This window comes from Methylobacterium sp. ME121 (assembly GCF_000974725.1).
Lineage (GTDB): Bacteria > Pseudomonadota > Alphaproteobacteria > Rhizobiales > Beijerinckiaceae > Methylobacterium > Methylobacterium radiotolerans.
The window spans coordinates 78,227-98,056 of the sequence record NZ_BBUX01000002.1; the positions used below are offsets into that span (position 1 = coordinate 78,227).

The 19,830-nt window shown below is 72.1% G+C and carries 16 protein-coding genes; 8 read left to right on the forward strand and 8 right to left on the reverse strand.

The features are described from left to right. Positions 1-274 precede the first annotated feature (274 nt). The 5 genes from hemN (at position 275) to ME121_RS02820 (ending at position 5,271) form a co-directional block, all read left to right on the forward strand. Positions 275-1,621 carry an oxygen-independent coproporphyrinogen III oxidase gene (gene hemN, locus ME121_RS02800; RefSeq protein WP_059408321.1) on the forward strand — a complete coding sequence of 449 codons (1,347 nt, stop codon included), beginning with the start codon at positions 275-277 and terminating at the stop codon, positions 1,619-1,621. Between the two features lie 137 nt (positions 1,622-1,758). After that, positions 1,759-3,312, forward strand: coding sequence for a PAS domain S-box protein (locus ME121_RS02805; protein WP_024829407.1), 1,554 nt, complete (start codon positions 1,759-1,761; stop codon positions 3,310-3,312). Beyond that, a complete protein-coding gene (fixJ, locus tag ME121_RS02810; protein ID WP_012320218.1) occupies positions 3,302-3,919 on the forward strand; it encodes a response regulator FixJ in 618 nt (205 codons plus the stop codon). Before ME121_RS02805 ends, fixJ begins: the two co-directional genes overlap by 11 nt. 191 nt (positions 3,920-4,110) lie before the next feature. Continuing rightward, on the forward strand, positions 4,111-4,518 hold the full coding sequence (locus ME121_RS02815) for a response regulator transcription factor (protein WP_024829406.1): 408 nt from the start codon (positions 4,111-4,113) through the stop codon (positions 4,516-4,518). Positions 4,519-4,590: 72 nt separating this feature from the next. Beyond that, entirely contained in the window at positions 4,591-5,271 is a 681-nt protein-coding gene (locus ME121_RS02820) for a helix-turn-helix domain-containing protein (protein WP_012320220.1), read from the forward strand. A gap of 308 nt (positions 5,272-5,579) precedes the next feature. Here ME121_RS02820 and efeB read toward each other — a convergent pair whose 3' ends face one another. The 3 genes from efeB to ME121_RS02835 form a co-directional block, all read right to left on the reverse strand. Continuing rightward, a complete protein-coding gene (gene efeB / locus ME121_RS02825; RefSeq protein ID WP_012320221.1) occupies positions 5,580-6,821 on the reverse strand; it encodes an iron uptake transporter deferrochelatase/peroxidase subunit in 1,242 nt (413 codons plus the stop codon). Between the two features lie 79 nt (positions 6,822-6,900). Then, on the reverse strand, positions 6,901-7,788 hold the full coding sequence (gene efeO, locus ME121_RS02830) for an iron uptake system protein EfeO (protein ID WP_043074092.1): 888 nt from the start codon (positions 7,786-7,788) through the stop codon (positions 6,901-6,903). A 241-nt stretch (positions 7,789-8,029) separates the two neighbouring features. Further along, complete coding sequence (locus ME121_RS02835; protein WP_024829403.1) at positions 8,030-8,215, reverse strand: hypothetical protein; 186 nt, start codon at positions 8,213-8,215, stop codon at positions 8,030-8,032. A 209-nt stretch (positions 8,216-8,424) separates the two neighbouring features. On the opposite strand from ME121_RS02835, the gene ME121_RS02840 reads away from it, so the two are divergent. Both ME121_RS02840 and ugpB read left to right on the forward strand, forming a co-directional pair. Continuing rightward, the gene (locus tag ME121_RS02840) at positions 8,425-10,770 is read left to right on the forward strand and encodes a sensor histidine kinase (protein ID WP_012320224.1); all 2,346 of its coding nucleotides are present in this window, start codon (positions 8,425-8,427) and stop codon (positions 10,768-10,770) included. A gap of 50 nt (positions 10,771-10,820) precedes the next feature. Then, entirely contained in the window at positions 10,821-12,128 is a 1,308-nt protein-coding gene (ugpB, locus tag ME121_RS02845; RefSeq protein ID WP_089231076.1) for a sn-glycerol-3-phosphate ABC transporter substrate-binding protein UgpB, read from the forward strand. Between the two features lie 33 nt (positions 12,129-12,161). On the opposite strand, the gene ME121_RS02850 is transcribed toward ugpB, so the two are convergent. From ME121_RS02850 to ME121_RS02870, 5 genes are all read right to left on the reverse strand, one after another. Next, positions 12,162-13,799, reverse strand: a complete 1,638-nt coding sequence (locus ME121_RS02850; protein ID WP_059408323.1) for an ABC transporter substrate-binding protein — start codon at positions 13,797-13,799, stop codon at positions 12,162-12,164. Next, positions 13,796-16,159, reverse strand: a complete 2,364-nt coding sequence (locus ME121_RS02855; RefSeq protein WP_059408324.1) for a sensor histidine kinase — start codon at positions 16,157-16,159, stop codon at positions 13,796-13,798. Before ME121_RS02855 ends, ME121_RS02850 begins: the two co-directional genes overlap by 4 nt. Positions 16,160-16,421: 262 nt before the next feature. Further along, a complete protein-coding gene (locus ME121_RS02860; protein WP_024829399.1) occupies positions 16,422-16,655 on the reverse strand; it encodes a hypothetical protein in 234 nt (77 codons plus the stop codon). 15 nt (positions 16,656-16,670) lie between these two features. Beyond that, positions 16,671-16,928, reverse strand: a complete 258-nt coding sequence (locus ME121_RS02865; protein ID WP_012320228.1) for a hypothetical protein — start codon at positions 16,926-16,928, stop codon at positions 16,671-16,673. A gap of 140 nt (positions 16,929-17,068) precedes the next feature. Continuing rightward, a complete protein-coding gene (locus ME121_RS02870) occupies positions 17,069-17,830 on the reverse strand; it encodes a response regulator (protein ID WP_012320229.1) in 762 nt (253 codons plus the stop codon). A 134-nt stretch (positions 17,831-17,964) separates the two neighbouring features. On the opposite strand from ME121_RS02870, the gene ME121_RS02875 reads away from it, so the two are divergent. After that, complete coding sequence (locus ME121_RS02875) at positions 17,965-19,719, forward strand: ATP-binding response regulator (protein ID WP_012320230.1); 1,755 nt, start codon at positions 17,965-17,967, stop codon at positions 19,717-19,719. The last annotated feature ends 111 nt before the right edge of the window (positions 19,720-19,830 follow it).

The window sequence follows — 19,830 nt, forward strand, 5'->3', positions numbered from 1 at the left end:
CCTCACCGGATCGCCCTCTCCGGCCGGCGCCCGATGGCGACCGCGCTGGCGAAAATCGCCGAGGCGCGGAGTCCCGCGTCCTGCACGACGGCCGACGTCACGCGGCCGCGGCATCCGGAGCGGTTCAGTCTGCCAACCCGGAGGCGCGCGCCACCGCACGTCCTGCCGTCAGGGCGATTGCGTCAGATCAAGGTCGCGCAGGCAGCCAGACGATACGGCTGCTTCGACAGCGCGGGCCGGTGCGGGTCCCGGCGCGGACGATGAGGAAACGCGCATGCGCGAGGTCTTGCGGACGCACTACGGCGCGGAGCGGTTGCCTCGCTACACGAGCTACCCGGCGAGTCCCCATTTCACCGACGCGGTCGATGCCGGAACTTACGGGGACTGGCTGCGCGGGATCCCCGCAGACGCGACCGCGTCGCTCTACCTGCACGTCCCCTTCTGCCGGTCGATGTGCTGGTACTGCGGGTGCTACACGACCATCACCCAGCACGACGCGCCCATCGCCGCCTACCTCGCCACCCTGCGGGCCGAGACGGTGCTCGTCGCGCGCCACCTCGACCGGGCTCCGCGCGTCCGCCACGTGCATTTCGGGGGCGGTACGCCCACCATCGTGACGCCGGACGCCTTCCGCGAGCTCGTCGCGCTCCTCCGCGACCATTTCCCCGTCGCCTCGGACGCCGAGATCGCCGTCGAGATCGATCCGCGCACCCTGACCCCTGCGATGACGCGGGCGCTCGGCGCCGCGGGCGTCTCGCGGGCCAGCCTCGGTGTCCAGAGCTTCGACCCGGTGGTCCAGGACGCGATCCGGCGCCGCCAGAGCTTCGCGGAGACCGCGGCGGCCGTCGCGGGTCTCCGGGCCGCGGGCGTCGACGGGATCAATCTCGATCTGATCTACGGCCTCCCGCATCAGTCGGTGGCGTCCTGCGTCGAGACGGTCCGGCAATCCCTGCGGTTGCGGCCCGATCGCCTGGCCGTGTTCGGCTACGCCCACGTCCCGACGTTCAAGAAGCATCAGCGCCACATCGAGGACGCGACGTTGCCGGATGGCCGCGTCCGGCAGGCCCAAGCCGAGGCCATCGCCGCCCTGCTCGGTGAGGCCGGCTACGCGCGGATCGGGCTCGACCACTTCGCGCTGCCGGGGGATGCGCTGGCGCGGGCGGGACGTGCGGTCCGCCGGAATTTCCAGGGCTACACGACGGATCCGGGCGACCTGCTGATCGGCTTCGGGGCATCGGCGATCGGGCGGCTGCCGCAGGGCTACGTCCAGAACGACCCGGCGCTGCGCGGCTACGCGGACCGGGTCGCCGGAGGGGCGCTCGCGACGCTGAAGGGCTACGCCCTCACGCCGGACGATCGGCTCCGGGCCGACCTGATCGAGCGGGTCATGTGCGAGTTCCGAGTCGATGTCGGTGCCGTGTGCCGCGCGCATCGGCGCGATCCGGACGCGCTCCTCGCCGCGCTGCCTCGCCTGCCGCGGCTCCTGGCCGACGGGCTGGTCCGCCGGGAAGGCGCCACCCTCCACGTCCCCGACGACGCGAGGGCCTTCGTGAGAAGCGTCGCCGCCGCCTTCGACGCGCATCTCGGCACCTCTGCCGCGATGCACAGCCGCGCGGCCTAGCCGGCAGCGCCGCGCGCGGTGATGAGGCCGGACCGAGGACATCCCCGCGCGCCGGCTGTTTTCCGATGCAACCGGCGGTGTAAGACGGGCGCCGACGACCTGGACGGATGACGGTGCCGTCCCCCTGCGCGGCCGACATGACGACGCCTGAACCCCCATACGTGCCCGCCGCGGGCAACGGCGACCCGTTCGACGCGGACGGCCTGCGGCTGACGCTCGACGAAGCCGGCATCTGCGGCTGGGCCCTCGACATCCCGACCGGGCGCGTCACGATCCTCCCGTCCTGCATCCGCCTGTTCGGTGTGCCGCCGGAGCGTCTCACGACCTTTGCCGAGACGCAGGCCTTCGTGCATCCGGACGATCGCGCCGCCAGGGCGGCGGCGATCGGGCGGGCGCTGACGGACGGCGGGAGCTACGAGATCGACTTCCGCACCGTGCATCCCGACGGACGCGTTCACTGGCTGCGCTCGCGCGGGCGCGTGCAGGTCGGTGCCGACGGTCGGCCGTGCCGGCACCGCGGCGTGGTTTTCAGCATCCACGAGCAGAAGCAGGCCGACGAGGAGTTGCGGGCGCGCGAGGCCCACCTGCGCTCGATCCTCGACACGGTGCCCGATGCGATGATCGTCATCGACGAGCAGGCGCAGATCAAATCGTTCAGCGCGGCCGCCGTGCGCCAGTTCGGCTACGGCTCGGACGAGGTGGTCGGCCGGAACGTCAGCCTGCTGATGCCGGAACCGTACCGCAGCCAGCACGACGCCTACATGTCCCGCTACCTCGTGACGGGTGAGCGCCGGATCATCGGCATCGGCCGAGTCGTGGTCGGGCAGCGCAAGGACGGCTCGACCTTCCCGATGGAATTGTCGGTCGGCGAGATGCGCTCGGGCGGCGAGCGCTACTTCACCGGCTTCATCCGCGACCTCACCGAGCGGAACCAGACCGAGACCCGCCTGCAGGAGCTGCAGTCCGAGCTGGTGCACATGTCGCGCTTCACCGCCCTCGGCGAGATGGCATCGACCCTGGCCCACGAGATCAACCAGCCGCTGACGGCGATCGCGAGCTACCTGAAAGGCTGCCGCCGCCTCCTCGGGCGCATGGAAGGTCCCGAGGTGCCCCTGCTCGCCGACGCGGTGAACCAGGCTGCCGACCAGGCCCTGCGAGCCGGGCAGGTGATCCGGCACCTGCGGGATTTCGTGTCGCGCGGCGAGAGCGAGCGGCACATCGAGGGCTTGCCCAAGCTGATCGAGGAAGCGAGCGCCCTCGCCCTCGTCGGCGCCAAGGAGAAGGGCGTGCGCGTCCGCTTCGACCTCGACCCGGACGCGCCCCTCGTGATGGCGGTCCGGATCCAGGTGCAGCAGGTCCTGCTCAACCTGATCCGCAACGCGATCGAGGCCATGCAGGATGTCGCCCGGCGCGACCTGACCGTCGCCACGCGGGCGCTCCCCGCCGAGGGCCTGGTCGAGGTGCGCGTGTCGGATACCGGACCCGGCATCGCCCCAGAGATCGCCGAGCAGCTCTTCCAGCCCTTCGTGACCACGAAGGCGAACGGCATGGGCGTCGGCCTGTCCATCTGCCGGACCATCGTCGAGGCCCACGGCGGCAAGATCCAGGCCGGCCCCGGCCCGGACGGCGGGACCACCTTCCGCTTCACCCTGCGCACCCTCGACCGCGAGGAGATGGCTCATGTCGAGTGACGCGCCCGTGCACATCGTGGACGACGATCTCGCGGTGCGCCAGGCGCTGGCCTTCCTGCTGGCGACCGACGGGCTCGCCGTCCGCGTCCACGACTCCGCGACCGCCTTCCTGGCCGCGGAGACCGAGCGCGTCGGGTGCGTCGTCACCGACGTGCGGATGCCCGGCATCGACGGCGTCGAGCTCCTGCACCGTCTACGCCAACGGGGCGGCCTGCCGCCGGTCATCGTCATGACGGGCCACGCGGACGTCGCCCTCGCGGTCGAGGCCATGAAGGCCGGCGCGGTCGACTTCATCGAGAAGCCGTTCGACGACGAGGTGCTCCTCGCCAGCATCCGCTCGGCCCTGGCGCGGGCGGACCGGACCAGCAAGCGCGCGTCCGAGCGCGACGCGGTGCGGGCGCGCCTGGCCGAGCTGACCGAGCGCGAGCGGCAGGTGCTGGAAGGCTTGGTCGCCGGCAAGGCCAACAAGGTCATCGGCCTCGACCTCGGCATCAGCCCGCGGACGGTGGAGATCTACCGCGCGAACGTCATGTCCAAACTTCAGGCAGGCAGCCTCTCCGAGCTCGTCCGCATGGCTCTGATCGCGGGACAGGCGGACGGCGACTGAGCGCGGCGGCGACCCGGCATGTGTCCGGCCAGTCTTCCGGACCTCCGGGGCACCGTGTCGGGGCAGCGTCGGGCGCGAAGCGGGAACCGCGTTCGCGGGCCACGCGACACGCGGGGGACCTGCTTGAGGCAGATCAAGGCGCCCGGCCCGAGGCGGGCCTACGCCGGCCCAACGAAGGATCGGGCACCGCAATGCCGAAGCTCACGGGGCCGGTCCTCGTCGTCGACGACGACGAGGCCGTCCGCGACTCCCTGAAATTCGTCCTGGAGCTCGAAGGATTGCAGGTCCGCCTGTACGCGGGCGCCGCGCAGCTTCTGCGCGACGTCGCCTTGCCGACGGACGGTTGTCTCCTGGTCGATTACCGGATGCCCGACATGGACGGGCTCGAACTCGTGGCCCGGCTGCGCGCGCGCAACGTCGCTCTGCCGGCGATCCTGATCACCGGCCGCCTGTCGGGCGACCTGGGCCGCCTCGCGGCGGATGCCGGCTTCAGACGCGTGGTCGAGAAGCCTTTCGAGGACGGCTCGCTCCTGGAGGGGATCCACGAGGCCCTGGCCCTCCACCCCGACGACCGGATCGGCCTCCGTAAAACCCCTTAAGAGAAGCCCCCGAATGTCGCCGCGCCGGGGAAGGGCGTAGCCAAGAGCCACGTTCCGCTCCCGGAGGCTCCCATGCAGACCGCCCTCGCCGCCGCCGGCCTCGCCCCCGTCTTCGGACGCGGCGCGCCGGCAGCCCTCCCCGCGTCGCTCGCGTCCGACGCGCGGACCGTGACGCGCAGGACCCTCGCGGCCAACGAGGAGATCTACGCCGAGGGCGACCGGGCGATGTCCTTCTACAAGATCGTCGTCGGGGTGGTGCGCACCTACAAGCTGCTGTCGGACGGTCGGCGGCAGATCGGCGCCTTCTACCTGCCGGGCGACATCTTCGGTCTGGAATGCGGTGAGGAACACCGGTTCGGCGCCGACGCCGTCACCGAGACGCGGCTCGTCGTCCATCGCCGCGAGCCGCGGGCGTTGACGGGCGACGACGGCAACCTCGCCCGCGAGGTCGTGGCCGCGATGATGCGCGACCTGGAGCGGGCGCAGGAGCACATGATGCTGCTCGGCCGCCAATCCGCTCGGGAACGGATCGCGAGCTTCCTGCTCGCCCTTTCGGAGCGGACGGCGGACGCTGGCGGGGCGGTCTGCCTGCCCATGTCGCGCAACGACATGGCCGACCATCTGGGCCTGACGATCGAGAGCGTCTCCCGCGCCGTCACCCAGCTCGAGCGGGCGGGGCTGATCGAGCTGCCTCCGAACCGCCGGACCGTCATCCTGCGCAACGCCGCCGCCCTGCGGCACCTCGCCGACTGACGGGCGCGCGGTCCGATCGGATTGGGACGGTTCGGGAGGCAGGCCATCCCGGTCGATGCCACAGGCCCTCACGGGACCGCGCGCCCGTCGCGGCAGAGGTGCGCGATCCCCTCGCACGCCCCGGTATCGACCAGCATGTCGGCTCCCCGCGACGGCGGGGCGCATCGCCCGGCTCGTCCCGCCGTCCCGTCCGTCCGGTCAGGATGGATGGAGCCGGCCGTCGCGCAATGATCCGACGCAACGGATCGGACCCGACATCCGGCGGCCGCTCCGTCGCATCCGGAAACCGGTACCTGGTACGGCGATGTCTAGACCGCGGCCAGCAGGCCTTCCCCGAGAAAGGCTTCGGGCCCCGGAACGCCGGGAAGAGCGAAGAAGTAGCCGCCGCCGGTCGGGCGGATGTACTCTTCGAGGCCCTCGCCGGACAGACGGTTCTGCACCGTGATGAAGCCGGCCGAGAGATCAGCTTGGTAGCAGACGAACAGCAGGCCCATGTCGAGCTGGCCGGCGGCGGTCAGCCCGCGGGAATAGTTGTAGCTGCGGCGCAGGATCAGGCTGCCCTCGGTGCCCGGCAGGCGCGGATTGGCCAGACGGATGTGGGCGGCGAGCGAGATGGCCTCGCCGTCCGGGTCGGCGGCGTAGTCGGGAACCTCGCGCTCGTGTCCCTGCCTGAGCGGCGCGCCGCTGCCCTTGTGCCGGCCGATGATGGCCTCCTGCTCGCCGAGCGGCGTGCGGTCCCAGCGCTCGACGAGGGTGCGGATGATCCGCACCACCTGGTAGCTTCCGCCCGCCGTCCAGGCCGGCTCGTCCTGTCCCGCCCCGACCCAGACGTAGCGGTCCATCAGCCGGGGATCCCGCACGTCGAGGTTGGCGGTGCCGTCCTTGAAGCCGAGCATGTTCCGCACGGTGTCGGCCCCCATGGTCTTCACCACGTGGGGCGGGAGGAAACCCTCGATCTTCCAGCGCGGCGTGAGGAGGCCGGGCGTCGCCTTGATGACGTCGCGCAGGGCGTGGATGTTGGTCTCGGCGGTGTTCGAGCAGAACTGGATCAACAGGTCGCCGTGGCACTGGGCCGGGTCGAGGGCGTCGTTGGGGAAGCGTTCCATGGGTCCGAGATGGCGCGGGCGGGCGCGGGCCAGGCCGAACCGGTAGTCGAACAGGCTCGCGCCGACCGAGACCGTGGCGGTGAGATTGTCCGGCAGGACCGTCGGCCCGAGGATGCCGGAATCGCGCGGCGGCAGTTGGAGGTGGAGATCGGGCACGGCGCCGCCCCGCGTCAGGAAGGCGAGGCGCTCGGTGAGCGTCCGGAACAGGTGGGGCAGCTCGCCGCGCCGCTCGGCCAGCACGTCGAAGGCGACGTAGAGGGCGGCGGCCGGCTGCGGGGTGACGATCCCGGCCTGATGAGGCCCGTAGAAGGGCTGGGCGACGAGCGTGCCCTCGGTGGCGGTGGTCGGCGTCGCGTCCTCGGCCCGGGCGGGCCCGAGGAGCGCGGCGGCGCCGAAGCCGCCGAGGAACCGGCGGCGGGTGGTGACCGGTGAAGGGAACCGCATTGTCGCTCGGCAAAATCTGGTCGTGCTACCGCACTGTAGCCTATAAGGAAGGCCACAGGGTGACACCTCGGCAATGATATCAGTCTAGACCGAGCCGGCCACGCAGCGTCGACAGATCTTCAGCCAGAAGGGTGATGGGACCCTTCAGGGCGTTGCGATCCCGGGCCGTCAGGTTGTCGTAGCTCTGGAAACCGCCGTCCGGGCTGCGGTAGCGGGCGAGCAGGTCCTCGACCCGCTTGTAGCTGCGCTCGACCCGGGCCACGAAGTCGCGGTCCGATAGGAGCGGGCGCAGGAGCGTGAACACGACCTTCGAGCCCTCGATGTTGGCCTGGAAGTCCCACAGGTCGGTGCGGCTGTAGCGCTCCTCCTCGCCGCTGATCTTGGTGGCGGCGATACCCTCGATCAGGGCCGAGGCCGCCCCGACCGCCTTGGCGGGCGGGATAGCGAGCGCCGCGATGCGGTCGCGCAGGGTCACGGTCTCGGCGGCGAGCCGCTCCGCGATCTCGCCCAGCCCCTCCGTCGTGCTCAGGGTGAACAAGACCATCTCCAGGCGATGGAACCCGACGAAGGCGGGATCGCGCTCGCGCAGCTCGAACTCGTCGCTGCGCACGTCGAGCCGCTTGATCAGTTCGGGAAACAGCGCCGCCACCGGCTCGATGCGCTCGTAGGGCGCGCGCGCCGGGGCGTAGAGCCGGCGCGCCTCCGCGAGTTGCCCGGCCTGGATCGCCGCGACGAAGCGCGCGGTCTCGCGCACGAAGGCGTCGGCCTGGGCCACGACGTAGGTCCTGTAGGCCGCGAGGGCCGCGGCCAGCTCCGGCGCCACCGGCCGGGACGGCCGCGCGGGCCGCGGGCCGTCCGGCAGGTCGAGGGACCAGCCCGGGCGGGTATCGCCGGCGCCGATCAGCATCGCCAGAGCGAGGGCCGCGGTGCGGGATCGGTCCCGGGCGAGGCGTGGAGACTCGGGCATGGGCGGCGGCGGATCGTGACACGGGGCGCGGCCCGAGCCGGCCGCGGGGTCCGGCTAATCGAGGCCTCACCGTCGGGCAACTTCCGACCGCAGCGGCGGTTCGGGGCCGGTGCTGATCGACCGGCTTCCCGGGCGGCTCGCAGATCACGATCGCGGCGCTGTCAGACGAGGAGCGGGATCAGGATGGCGAGCAGAACATTCCCGCCCACGAGCAGGACCAGAGGCAGCGTCTCCATGCCGGTCAGCCCAGGCAGGCCAGGGCGCGGATCCCGGCCGTCGCGGGCTTCGCCGGGCAGGCAGGCGCGGGGGCGGTGGCGACCCGGGTGCCGGCCGGCTGCCCGCTGACGGCCCGCGAGAGCGCGGGCAGGTAGGTCGTACCGACCATGATCCCGGCCGAGAGCAGGAGGCGGGCGATGACGTCGAGCATGGTGTTTCCCCTCGTTCGGTCTTCGAGGACCGTTGTGCGAGGCGGTATCTACGGAAGCCGTGCTGCGGGAATATTGCGTCCCGTGTTGCTTCAGCGCTCTCGGGAAGTCATCGCGCCGATGGCAGAATAACGGAATGTGTCGTCGCGGAATCGGCGACCGATCGGGAGGCCGCACGGGTGACGGGGCGCGGGACACGGTGCGAGGCGCGATGACCCGCGGGTTCGGGCGGTCCGGGATCGCGCGCCGCGTCCTCGTGGTCGGCGCGATCCCGATCCTCGTCGCGGCCGCCATCGCGCTGGGCGCCTGGATCCTGCTCTACGAGGCCGAGCGCGCCCGGACCGGCGCCGTGGTGGCGACGGAGACGGCGCAGACGCTCACGTCGATGAACCGGGCGCGGGCGGACGCCGTCAGCGGCGGCACCGCGCGGCGGGACGAGGCCGAGCGCCGCTTCGACGAGCGGGCCGCCACCGCGGCCGGGCAGCTCGAACGTCTCGAGGGTCTCGCGCGCACGCGCGGCCAGTCCGCGCTCGTGGCGACCGTCACGGGCGATCTGAACTCGCAGGTGACGCGGATGCGCTCGCTCCTGCTCTCCGAGCGCACGGCGACCGCCACGATCGCCGACATGGCCCGGCGGGCGGACGCCCTGGTCGCGCTGACCGACGTCGCGCGCCGGCGCCAGCAGCAGGACAATGCCCAGTTGATCGCCGTCCTGGCCGTCAAGGATGCCGAGCTGGAGCGGAATCAGGGCGTCGTCACCGCCCTCCGGGAGCTGCGCGAGGCGATCAGCACCGCGGAGCTGAACCGGGCGCGCATCGGCCGCCCGGTCTTCCCGATCGAGTTCGACGAACTCGCCGCCGACCTGCGCCAGCTCGACGCCGTGGGCGACCGGCTGCGCCGCGTCCTGCGGGTCGACGGCGAGGCGGGGGCGGCGGACCGGGCGACGGAGCTCCTGAAGGCGTATCGCGACCGGAGCCGGACCGAGGACGACCTCAACCGGGTCCTGTCCGAGGGCTTCGAATTGACCCGCGCCACCCAGGCCGGCCGCGTCCTGGTCGAGTGGTGCGACCAGCTCGTCCAAGTGAGCGTCGCCCGCCAGAACCGGCTGTACGAGGAGGTCGCGCTCCTGATCCGTCACTCGGTCCTCTCGAACGAGGCCGAACTCTCCGCCCAGGACATCGCCCTCACGGCCCTGCGCCTCGCCCGGCGGACCGATGCGGCGCTCGCGCGCCGGGACACCGCGGAGGCGTCGCGGGTGCTGGAGGCGGGCGCGGAGCTGTCGGGCACGTCCCGGACGCTGCTCATCCCGGTGAGCATCCGGGACGAGATGGCGGAGGCGATCGACGGCTGGCGCGCGCAGCTCGCCGCGACGATCGAGAAGATCGGCGAGCAGAACGACACCATCGCCGACATGGACAGCCGCGCCGCCACGATGAGCGCCAACGCGCAGACCCTGAGCCGGGCCTTCATCGACGATGCCGACCAGTTCGGCAGCGTGATCCGGCAGCTCCTGGTCGTCGGGGCAGTGGGCGCCCTGTGCCTCGGGATCGGCGCCGCCGCCGCGGTGGCGCGCTCGATCACCCGGCCGCTGCACGCCCTGCAGCACAGCATCGTCACGGCCGCCGCCGCGCCCGCCCCAGAGGATATCGGCCGCGACGGCCACCTGCTCACGCGGCGCGACGAACTCGGCGACATCGCCAGGGCGACGAACGCGTTCCTGGAGCAGATCCGCCGTCGCGAGGCGGACCGGCGCAACGCCTCGCAGCGGGCCGACGACGCGCTCACCACTCTGCGGCAGGCCCAGGAGGACCTGATCCGCGCGGAGCGGCTCGCGTCGCTCGGCCAGCTCGTGGCGGGCGTCTCGCACGAGATCAGCACCCCGCTCGGCATCGCCCTGACCACGGCGACGCAGGTCCAGTCCGACTCGGCCGCGTTCGAGCGGCTGGTGGGCGAGAACCAGCTCTCCCGCTCGCGGCTGACCCAGTATGCCGGGCGGATGCGGGAGGGCGCTCAGCTCCTGACCAGCAACCTGATGCGCGCGGCCGACCTCCTCTACAGTTTCAAGCAGGTGGCGGCCGATCAGGCCATCGAGGACCGCCGCGCGCTGAACCTCGCGGACTGGATCGACGAGTTGCTGAAGAGCCTGCGCGCCCTGGCGCGACCGGGCCGGCACGTCTTCGTGGTCGAATGCCCGCCCGATCTCGTCGTCGACACGCTGCCGGGCATCCTGGCGCAGGTCGTGTCGAACGCTGTCAAGAACGCGATCGAGCACGGCTTTCAGGAGCGGGAGGGTGGCCGCATCACCATCACGGGGATCCGGTCCGGGGACGGCATCGGCCTCTCGATCGCCGATGACGGGCGCGGCATCGACGGCGCCGACCTCGGCCGCGTGTTCGACCCGTTCTTCACCACGGCACGTGCCCGCGGCGGGACGGGCCTCGGCCTGCACATCGTCCACAACCTCGTGGTCAACCGCCTCCAGGGGCGGGTCGAACTGCAGAGCAGCGCGGGCGCCGGCACGGTGCTGCGGCTGTGGCTTCCGGAGCGGCTGGCATGAGCGGAGCGCGGCAACCGGCGCGGCGCGGGGACGGCCGCCTGAGGCCGCTGATGTCCGGCGCGCTCGCCGGCCTGCTCCTCGCGCTGCGCCCGCTGCCCGCCGAAGCCCTCACCGAACTCCAGTTCTGGCACGCCCTCGATGGGCCGAACGGCGAGCTGGTGACCCGCATCGCCGAGACGTTCAACGCCTCGCAGCCCGACTACCGGGTCGTGCCGGTCTACAAGGGCTCCTACGCCGAGACGATCAGCAGCGGCATCACGGCCTACCGTACCGGCGCGGCGCCGCACCTGCTGCAGGTTTTCGAGGTCGGGAACGGCACCATGGCGGCCGCGATCGGCGCCGTCAGGCCCGTCGCCACCGTGATGCGGGAGGCGGGGCTCTCGGTGGCGCCGGAGGATTTCCTGCCGGTCGTCGCCACCAACTACCTGGATGCCGAGGGCGGGATGCTGTCCCTGCCCTTCAACGTCTCGTCGACGGTCATGTGGATCAACCGCGACCGGTTCCGTCTGGCGGGCCTCGACGCCAAGAAACCCCCGGCCACCTGGCCGGAGGTCTTCGAGGCCGCGCGGCGGCTCAAGGCGGCGGACAGCAAGCGGTGCGCCCTGTCGTCGGCTTGGCCGACCTGGGTGCATATCGAGCAGCTGTCCGTCTGGCACGACCGGCCGCTCGCGACCCGCTCCAACGGCCTGGACGGCTACGACGCCGAGCTCGTCTTCAACGGCCCGCTCCAAGTCCGTCACCTGCAGAACCTCGTCGACCTGAAGCGCGCGGGCGTGTTCGAGTACAACGACCGCGTCAATCGCGGCGAGAGTCGGTTCGTCTCGGGCGACTGCGCGATCTTCCTCACCTCGTCGAGCCTGTACGGCAAGGTCTCCACCGCGGCCCGGTTCGACTGGACGGTCGTGCCGATGCCCTTCTATCCCGACGTCGTCGCGGAGCCGCAGAACGCGATCCTCGGCGGCGGCTCGCTCTACGCGATGCAGGGCAAGACGCCGGACGAGTACCGCGGCGTCGCCCGGTTCCTGGCGTTCCTGATGGAGGGACGGCAGCAGGCCGCGCTGTACCGGAACACCGGCTACATCCCCACGACGCGCGCCGCCTACGCCGACGCGGTGGCGGAGGGCTTCTTCGAGCGGCACCCGCAGCTCCACGTCGCCGTGCAGGAGCTGACCCGGCGCCCGCCGACGCGCAACACCGCCGGCCTGCGCCTGGGCAACATGCTGCAGATCCGCGACCTCTGGGCCGAGGAGCTGGAGGCGGCGCTCAACGGTGCGAAGTCGCCGCAGCAGGCCCTCGACGACGCCGTGGCGCAGGGCAACCAAGTGCTGCGGGTCTTCCAGCAGCGGACCAAGAAGTGAGCGTGGCGGATAGGTCGGCCCGCGCCGCCGTCGTCACCGGGCGGCGCGGAACCGCACCGTCTCGAAGAGGTGGCGGCCGAGGGGATCCATCGTCAGGCCGCGCACGTCGTTGCGGAGCGCCAGATGCACCTTGGTGTGGGCCAGGGGCACCCAGGGCATCGCGTGCCGGACGATGGCCTGGGCCTGACGGTACAGCGCCTGCCGCGCCGCCCGGTCGCCGGTGCGGCGGGCGGCCTCGACCAGCCGGTCGTAGGCCGGGTCGCACCAGCGGGCGAGGTTGGCGCCGCCGGTCTGGGCGGCCTTGCAGCCGAGCAGGACGCTCAGGAAGTTGTCCGGGTCGCCGTTGTCGCTCGTCCAGCCGTAGAGCATCAGCGCGGGCTCTCCGCCGTACAGGGCGGCGCGGTACGCGTTCCAGGGACGCGTCACCGGGCGCGCGCGGATGCCGACCTGCGCGAGGTCGGCCTGGATCATGTCGGCGACGCGCCGACCGTTCGGATTGTAGGGCCGGCTGACCGGCGGATACCACAGCTCGACGTCGAAGCCCTCGGCGAGCCCGGCCTCGGCCAGCAGGCGCAGCGCCTCGCCGCGGTCGAAGGGGGTGTCCGGCAGGTCGGCGTCATAGGCCCAGATCCCCGGCGGCAGCGGCCCCTGAGCCAGGATCCCGGCATCGCCGTAGACCCCCGCCACGATCGCCCGCCGGTCGATGGCGAGGTTGACCGCGCGCCGCACCCGGACGTCTCCGAAGGGTGAGCGGGTCGTGTTGAGGGCGAGGTAGGCGACGTTCAGCTCGGCGAGCGCGAGCAGCGTCAGGCCCGGCTCCGCCCGGATCGCGTCGAGATCGCCGGTCGCCGGAAACGCCATCGCGTGGCACTCGCCGGCCCGCAGCTTGGTCAGCCGGACCGCCGCGTTCGGCGTGATCGCGAAGACGAGGCCGTCGGGGCGCTCGCCCGGTTCGCCGTCGTCCGCGGCGCGGCGCCAGTATTCCGGGAAGGCGCGGTAGCGCAGGACCTGATCCGGCCGGTACCCCTCGAACACGAACGGGCCGGTCCCGATCGGCGCCCGCGCGATCTCGTCCGACGCGTTGCCGGCCGCGAGGGTCGCCGCGTACTCGGCCGACAGGATCGCGCCGAAGGCCTGGGCGATGTTGGCGAGGAAGGTGGTGTCGGCCTCGCGCAGCCGGAACCGGACGTGGCGCGGATCCGGGGCGTCGACGGCCTCGATCAGGTCGGCGAGGCCGAGGTCGTGGAAGTAGGGGAAGCCCGGCGCGGCGCCGTCGGGTCCGGAGCGCCGCTGCCGGGCGAAGGAGAACACCACGTCGTCGGCGTTCAGGGGCCGCGTGGGGGTGAAGCGCGCGTTGGCGTGGAAGCGGACGCCGTCCCGCAGGGCGAAGACGTAGGTCCGGCCGTCCTCCGAGATCGTCCAGGATTCGGCGAGGGCCGGGCGGATCGTCGTCGTGCCGGGCGCGAACTCCACCAGCGTGTTGTAGACCTGCCACGCGGCGTTCATCGTGGTGGTGGTCGTGGCGCGGGCGGGATCGAAGGATTCGGGGCTGCCCTCCGAGCAGAACACGAAGGTGCGCGCCGCCGCCGGGCCGGGGTCGAAAAGCGGGCCGGAAGCCAGGCCGGCCGCCAGGGCGAGGAGCCCGGCCCGGCATGCCGCGGCCGGCCTCACGGCGTGCCGATCGCGCTGGTCCGCGGCCGCGCGGCCGCTCCCGCGCCCTCTGCGGGAAAATCGACCTGCACGACGGTCCCCTGACCGCGCTCGCTGCTGACCGCGATGCGGCCGCCGAGCTTGGCGGTCACGAGATTGTGGACGATGTGCATGCCGAGTCCCGTGCTGCCGGCGCTCCGGGCCGTCGTGAAGAACGGGTCGAAGATGCGCTCGAGGTGCTCCGGCGGGATGCCCTGACCGGTATCGCGAACCTCCATCCGCACGAGGCCCCCCTCCCGTTCCGACACGTCCACGGTGATCCGTCCCGGCTCGCCCGCCCGGAACCCGTGCACGACCGCGTTGGCGACGAGGTTGGTCACGATCTGCGCCAGCACCCCGGGATTGGTGACGATGACGAGGTCCGCCGGGCAGGCGCGCTCCACGACGTGGCCGCCCTTGCGCAGCATCGGCCGCAGGCTCGTCAGCAGGTCGTCGAGCCAGGTCGCCAGCGCGACGCTGCGGCTCTCGTCGCTGACCCGGTCGACCGCGACCTGCTTGAAGCCCTGGACGAGGTCGGCGGCCCGGGTGAGGTTGGCGCAGAGCAGGGTGGCGCCCTCCTCGACCCGGTCGACGAAGTGAGTCAGCCGGGAGCGCGATAGCGTGCCGGCGGACAGTCCCGTCCGGAAGGTCCGCGCCTCGTCGCTCATGAGCGTCCCGGTGGTCAGCGCGATGCCGAGCGGCGTGTTGATCTCGTGGGCGACTCCGGCCACGAGCTGCCCGAGGGAGGCGAGCTTCTCGGCCCGGACGAGGTCGTCCTGAGTCCGGCGCAGCTCGACCAGGGCGACGTCCGCCTGATCCTTCGCCCGGCGCAGCGCGCCTTCCCGGCGGGTGATCTCGGACACGAAGACCGCGGTGGCGCGGGCGATGTCGCCGAGCTCGTCCCGGCGTGCCGTGCCCCGCACGGCCGCCCCCGCCGGGTTCCCGGTCAGCATGACCATATCGCCCTGGAGCGCGCGCAGCGGCACCAGGATCGAGCGGGCGACGAAGATCACCACCAGGGCGCCGAACAGCAGGAGGCCGGCCGCGCCGGCGAGCAGGATCCGCTGGATGAAGATGCCGAACCGGTCGGCATCCTCCACGAAGGCGTCGTTGAGCGCCTTGGCGCTGTCGATCATCGTCGCGGCGAGCCCGTCCATCGCGACGATCATGGCGTTCTGCTGCCGCAGGCCCCCGATGGTGGTGGTCAGGCGCGCGCGCCAGCCGTCGAGGGCCTGAATCATTTCGGCCTGGATCAGCGGCGAGATCGGCAGCGAGGCGGCGCTCCGGGCGAGGCGCTCGCCCTCGTCGCGCATCCGCTCGGCGAGGGCGGCATCCCGGTGCAGGAGGGCGCCGGCGGTGCGCGGCCCCAGCTTGAGGGTGCCGATCGCGACGTTCTGGGTGGCCTGCTCGATCTCGTTGGCCTCCACGGAATAGGCGAGCAGCTGCGCCACCTCGTCGTGCAGGCTCTCCTGGCCGGAGGTCTCGATCTTCAGAACGCGCTCGATCCAGCCGTCGAGCTTCGCGCGGAGATCCGGTTTCTGCGCCGCCGCCTCGGCGGCGAGCCCGTCGAGGGACTCGGCGTCGGCATCCCGGCCGTCGGCCCGCAGAGCGGTCGCGAGATCGCGGCTGGCGGCGCGGAAAAGGCTCTGCGCGCGCGGGCCCTCGCTCTCCGCGCCCGCCGCTCCCGCGGGGGCGTCGCTCCCGGCCACAACCTGCGCTCCCGCCTGGGCCGCGGTCTGGGCGGCATTCTGAGCGGCGGTCTGGGCGGCGACCACGGCGCCCTCCGCGCTCCGGGCTCTCAGAGCGTTGAGGCGGGCGACGAGTCCCCGGGCGACACGCAGCGCCTCGACCTTCTCGGCCATCGAGCGCGCGAGGTCCGCGTTCGAGGCCTGCTGCCGCAGGCGTGCCCGATCGGTGAGGTCGATCAGGGTGTCGGCCCGCTGCGTCATCTCGCGGATCAGGCCGTCATTCTCCCGCGTCCGCCGGACGAAGGCGTCCATCTCGCCCCGATAGCGGGCCAGGGCCCGCTCCACAGAGGCGATCCGCGCGCGCTGTTCGTCGATGCGGGCGAAGCCGGCGAGCCGGCCGAGACCGGCCTCGGCCCGCGCCGTCAGGCCGGCGAAGCGCTCGGCATAGGCGGACCGGTCCCGCGCGTCCGCGGCGGCGTACTGATCGCGGACCAAGCGTGCGGTGGCGATGTCGTGGTAGACGTCGGCCACCAGGACCGCACCGCGCCGGGCGCGCTCCTCCTGCGCCAGGAGCAGCCAGCCGGCCATGGCGATCGCGCCGGCGGCGAGGATCGGCACGCCTCCGACCAGGGCGATCTTGGGTCCAACCCGCATCCGCGTCCCGACATAGGGGTCCGGCAGCAACTTAAGGCCGGGCCGGAGTGCGGTGCAATCGGGCGGCGCTCCGACGGGTCCTGGCGCCCGGGCGACCAAGTCTTCCGGTCGCCGCTCGCAGCCTTCGGTCGATGCCGCCCGCTCCGCCGTCACGAGCGCAGCGGAGTGATCCAGGGCTGCGCGCGCCCGGTCGGTCTGGCGCCGCCGGATCGCTTCGCTGTGCTCGCAAAGGCCGCCTCGCAGCCACCCACCACGCGCGGTCTCAGCGCGGTCGGGATCCGACCCGTCGCGGGGCGGGGCCGGCCAGCACCGGATCCTGCGCGTCACGCGCGCCATCGCGCGGCGTGGGTGCGCCGTGAGGCGTGGGCACGCCGAACCGCTCCGCGCAGGTCGGCAGACGCCGTGGCCGGGGATCGCCGCCGCGCAGCATGCGGCGCAGCCGGAGAAGCAGGTCGGGATCTTCGTCGAAGCCGGGATCATCGCTGAAGTGCGGCATGGCCGGGTCCGCCCCTCACCGCGGGCCGGGCGCGGCATCGACCGCGATGAGGCGGACGCGCCGGGCGGCCGGGCCGGCACCCGCGCAGGCGCCCGGTGGGTAGGGCCAGGTCGCTCCAGCACAGGGAACGCCGTCACGGGCCGCCGCGGCGGCCCGGCCGCCGCCGCGGGCCTCCACGGTCACGGTGCCGGGCACCGGGGTCCAGCCGACGAAGGCCAGGATGCAGAGCGTGCCGACCGCCGCGGCCGACGAGGTTCCGATCACGTGTTGCATGGCCCGTCCTCCGGGCACCCGCGGCCCTCGGTCCTGCCACGCTGATAGGGTAGCTCGGTACCGCCGATATTGCTTCCAGCCCAAGTCGGAGCACGAATTGTTGCGTTGTCACGTCACGACGCAACATTGAGCTGGGAACATCAGTCGCCCTCGGGGCGGAATATGTATCCGAGACCCCGCACGGTCCGGATGTAGCGCGGATTGCCGGGATCCGGCTCGACCTTCTTGCGGATGCGGTTGATCCGCACGTCGATGGCGCGGTCGAACGCGTCCGGGTCGCGGGCGTCGGCGAGGTCGAGCAGGCGCTCGCGCGAGAGCGCGCGCCGCGGGTTGTCGGCGAAGGCCTTCAGCAGATCGAATTCCGAGCGGGTGAGCGCCTGCTCCAGACCGGCATCGTCGCTCAGGCGCAGCGCGTCGAGTTCCAGCCACTTGGTGCCGAACCGGATCCGGCGTCCGCCCACGGGAGCCGGGGCCGGCGCGGCGCCCGGCATCTGCACGCGGCGCAGCACCGATCGCACGCGGGCGACCAGCTCCCGCAACTCGCACGGTTTGGGCAGGTAATCGTCGGCCCCGAGCTCCAGCCCGACCACGCGGTCGATCGCGCTCGCCGTGGCGGTGAGCATGATGATCGGGATCGCCGTGCGGGCCTTGAGGTCGCGCACGATGGAGAGCCCGTCCTCCTCGGGCATGTTCAGGTCGAGCACGATCAGGTCGGGACTGTGGTGGGCGAGGTGCTCGCGCAGGGCGCGCCCGCCGTCGCACAGGACCACCGCGAACCCGTGGAGCTTGAGGTAATCCCCGACCATCTCGCGGGTCGCCGCCTCGTCGTCGACCACGGCGATCGACGGGATCGCCGCGACGCCGCGGGCGGTGCCGGGGGCGGGGCTGTCTGGAATGGTCATCGCAGCGGTGCGCACTTTCCGGGTTCGCTCTGGAACGAATGCAGGAATCGTATCGGCTCACGTTACCGTGACAAGTTTTCAACACGATTTCTAGCGTAGTCGTCCGGTTGCGAGCAGCATTTCGGGTCATAGCCATGGACGATGATACCCTCACGTTGATCCCCGACGATCCCGATGAGGCGCAACCGACCGCGGGAGCCTGGGTGATCGCCGTGATCGACGACGATCCGGCGGTCCATGACGGCACGCGTTACGCGCTGGCGAGCTACACCCTCGACGGGCGGGGCCTGGAGATCCTCACCGCCCGGTCGGCCGCGGAGGCGCGGGTGCTGCTCGCCGAGCGCCGCGACGTGGCGGTGGTGCTGCTCGACGTGGTGATGGAGACCGACAATGCCGGGCTGGAGCTGGTGGACTACATCCGGCGCGAACTCCGGCAGGAGACCGTGCGCATCATCCTGCGGACCGGCCAGCCCGGCCAGGCACCGGAGCGGCGGATCATCGTCGATTACGACATCAACGACTACAAGGCGAAGACCGAACTGACCGCCGACAAGCTGTTCACCAGCCTCACCGCGGCCCTGCGCGCCCATCAGCAGCTGAAGCGCCTCGACGAGACCCGGCGTGGGCTCGAGATCATCATCGACGCGGCGCCGATGCTCCTCGACCACAAATCGATGCAGCGCCTGGCCGAGGGTGTCCTCACCCAGGTCGCCTCGCTCCTGAACGTCGCCTGCGCGGGGATCCTGGTCCTGCGCGAGACCGCCGCCCCGCAGGAGCGCTTCTGCGTCCTGGCCGGGTCCGGCTGCTATGGCCACTATGCCGGGCGCGAGCCGGCCTGGCCGCTGGAGGAGCGGGTGCAACCCCTCGTTGAGCGGGCCTTCGCCGAGCGCCGCCACAGCTTCGGCGAGCATTGGTCGACCCTGTACCTGCACACGGCGAGCGGCAGCGAGATCGTCGCGCTGATCGAGGCCGACCGCCAGCTCTCCGAGACGGACCGGTCGCTCATCGCCCTGTTCACGAGCCGGCTGTCGATCGCGTTCGACAACGTCATCCTCTACGAGCGGCTGCAGCAAACCAACGCCGACCTGGAGCGGCGGGTCGTCGAGCGGACCGCGGAGCTGATCCGGGCGAACCGCCGGCTGGACCTGCAGCGCTCGGACCTGCGGCGCGCCAACAGCCTCAAGACCGAGATCCTCGGCACGATCGCGCACGATCTGAAGAATCCGCTGGCGGTGATCCTCGGCCGCGCCGAGATGCTGTCCGACCTGATCGACATGCAAGGGGACCGGGAGCAGATGCGGGCGCAGGTGCAGCACGTGCGCACCAGCGCGAAGGGGCTGACGACCATGATCGACAGCCTCATGGCGGACGCGATGAACGACGCCCTCGACATCAGCCTGCGCCGGGAACCGGTGGACCTCGCGGGCCTCGCCCAGGAGGTCTGCGAGGCCGACCGGCCGCTGGCCGACGCCAAGGGCCAGACCCTGGTCTGCGAGGGCCCGGACGAGCTGTTCCTCTGCGGCGACGCCGAGCGCCTCCGCGAGGCGCTCGACAACCTCGTCTCCAACGCCATCAAGTACAGCCCGGCCGGCGGCGCGATCACGGTGCGGGTCAGCCGTGAGCCGGGCCCGAGGGGCGCGGAGCTGGTCTGCGCCGTCGCCGATCACGGGCCCGGCCTGTCGCCGGAGGATTCGTCCCGCGTGTTCGGCCGGTTCCAGCGCCTGTCGGCCAAGCCCACCGGCGGCGAGAACTCGACCGGTCTCGGGCTCTCGATCGTCCGTCGGATCGCCGAGCTGCACGGCGGCCGCGCCACGGCCGAGAGCGCCGGGCCGGGCTTAGGCGCGGTCTTCGCGATCCGCTTCCCGGAAGAATCCGTCGGCCTGTTCTGAGGGGAGGCTCCCGGAGCTCTGCCGGACCGACGTCGGCTTGCCGCCGTCGCGAAGGACGGCCGCAGACTGCCGGTTCCGGCGATCCCGCGCGGGCCGGGATCGTCGGGTCAG

What these genes read in the sequence shown, in the direction of transcription:
- hemN (WP_059408321.1), top strand. Translation starts at nt 275, where the DNA reads ATGCGCGAGGTCTTGCGGACGCACTACGGCGCGGAGCGGTTGCCTCGC.
- ME121_RS02805 (WP_024829407.1), top strand. Translation starts at nt 1,759, where the DNA reads ATGACGACGCCTGAACCCCCATACGTGCCCGCCGCGGGCAACGGCGAC.
- fixJ (WP_012320218.1), top strand. Translation starts at nt 3,302, where the DNA reads ATGTCGAGTGACGCGCCCGTGCACATCGTGGACGACGATCTCGCGGTG.
- ME121_RS02815 (WP_024829406.1), top strand. Translation starts at nt 4,111, where the DNA reads ATGCCGAAGCTCACGGGGCCGGTCCTCGTCGTCGACGACGACGAGGCC.
- ME121_RS02820 (WP_012320220.1), top strand. Translation starts at nt 4,591, where the DNA reads ATGCAGACCGCCCTCGCCGCCGCCGGCCTCGCCCCCGTCTTCGGACGC.
- efeB (WP_012320221.1), bottom strand. Translation starts at nt 6,821, where the DNA reads ATGCGGTTCCCTTCACCGGTCACCACCCGCCGCCGGTTCCTCGGCGGC.
- efeO (WP_043074092.1), bottom strand. Translation starts at nt 7,788, where the DNA reads ATGCCCGAGTCTCCACGCCTCGCCCGGGACCGATCCCGCACCGCGGCC.
- ME121_RS02835 (WP_024829403.1), bottom strand. Translation starts at nt 8,215, where the DNA reads ATGCTCGACGTCATCGCCCGCCTCCTGCTCTCGGCCGGGATCATGGTC.
- ME121_RS02840 (WP_012320224.1), top strand. Translation starts at nt 8,425, where the DNA reads ATGACCCGCGGGTTCGGGCGGTCCGGGATCGCGCGCCGCGTCCTCGTG.
- ugpB (WP_089231076.1), top strand. Translation starts at nt 10,821, where the DNA reads ATGTCCGGCGCGCTCGCCGGCCTGCTCCTCGCGCTGCGCCCGCTGCCC.
- ME121_RS02855 (WP_059408324.1), bottom strand. Translation starts at nt 16,159, where the DNA reads ATGCGGGTTGGACCCAAGATCGCCCTGGTCGGAGGCGTGCCGATCCTC.
- ME121_RS02860 (WP_024829399.1), bottom strand. Translation starts at nt 16,655, where the DNA reads ATGCCGCACTTCAGCGATGATCCCGGCTTCGACGAAGATCCCGACCTG.
- ME121_RS02865 (WP_012320228.1), bottom strand. Translation starts at nt 16,928, where the DNA reads ATGCAACACGTGATCGGAACCTCGTCGGCCGCGGCGGTCGGCACGCTC.
- ME121_RS02870 (WP_012320229.1), bottom strand. Translation starts at nt 17,830, where the DNA reads ATGACCATTCCAGACAGCCCCGCCCCCGGCACCGCCCGCGGCGTCGCG.
- ME121_RS02875 (WP_012320230.1), top strand. Translation starts at nt 17,965, where the DNA reads ATGGACGATGATACCCTCACGTTGATCCCCGACGATCCCGATGAGGCG.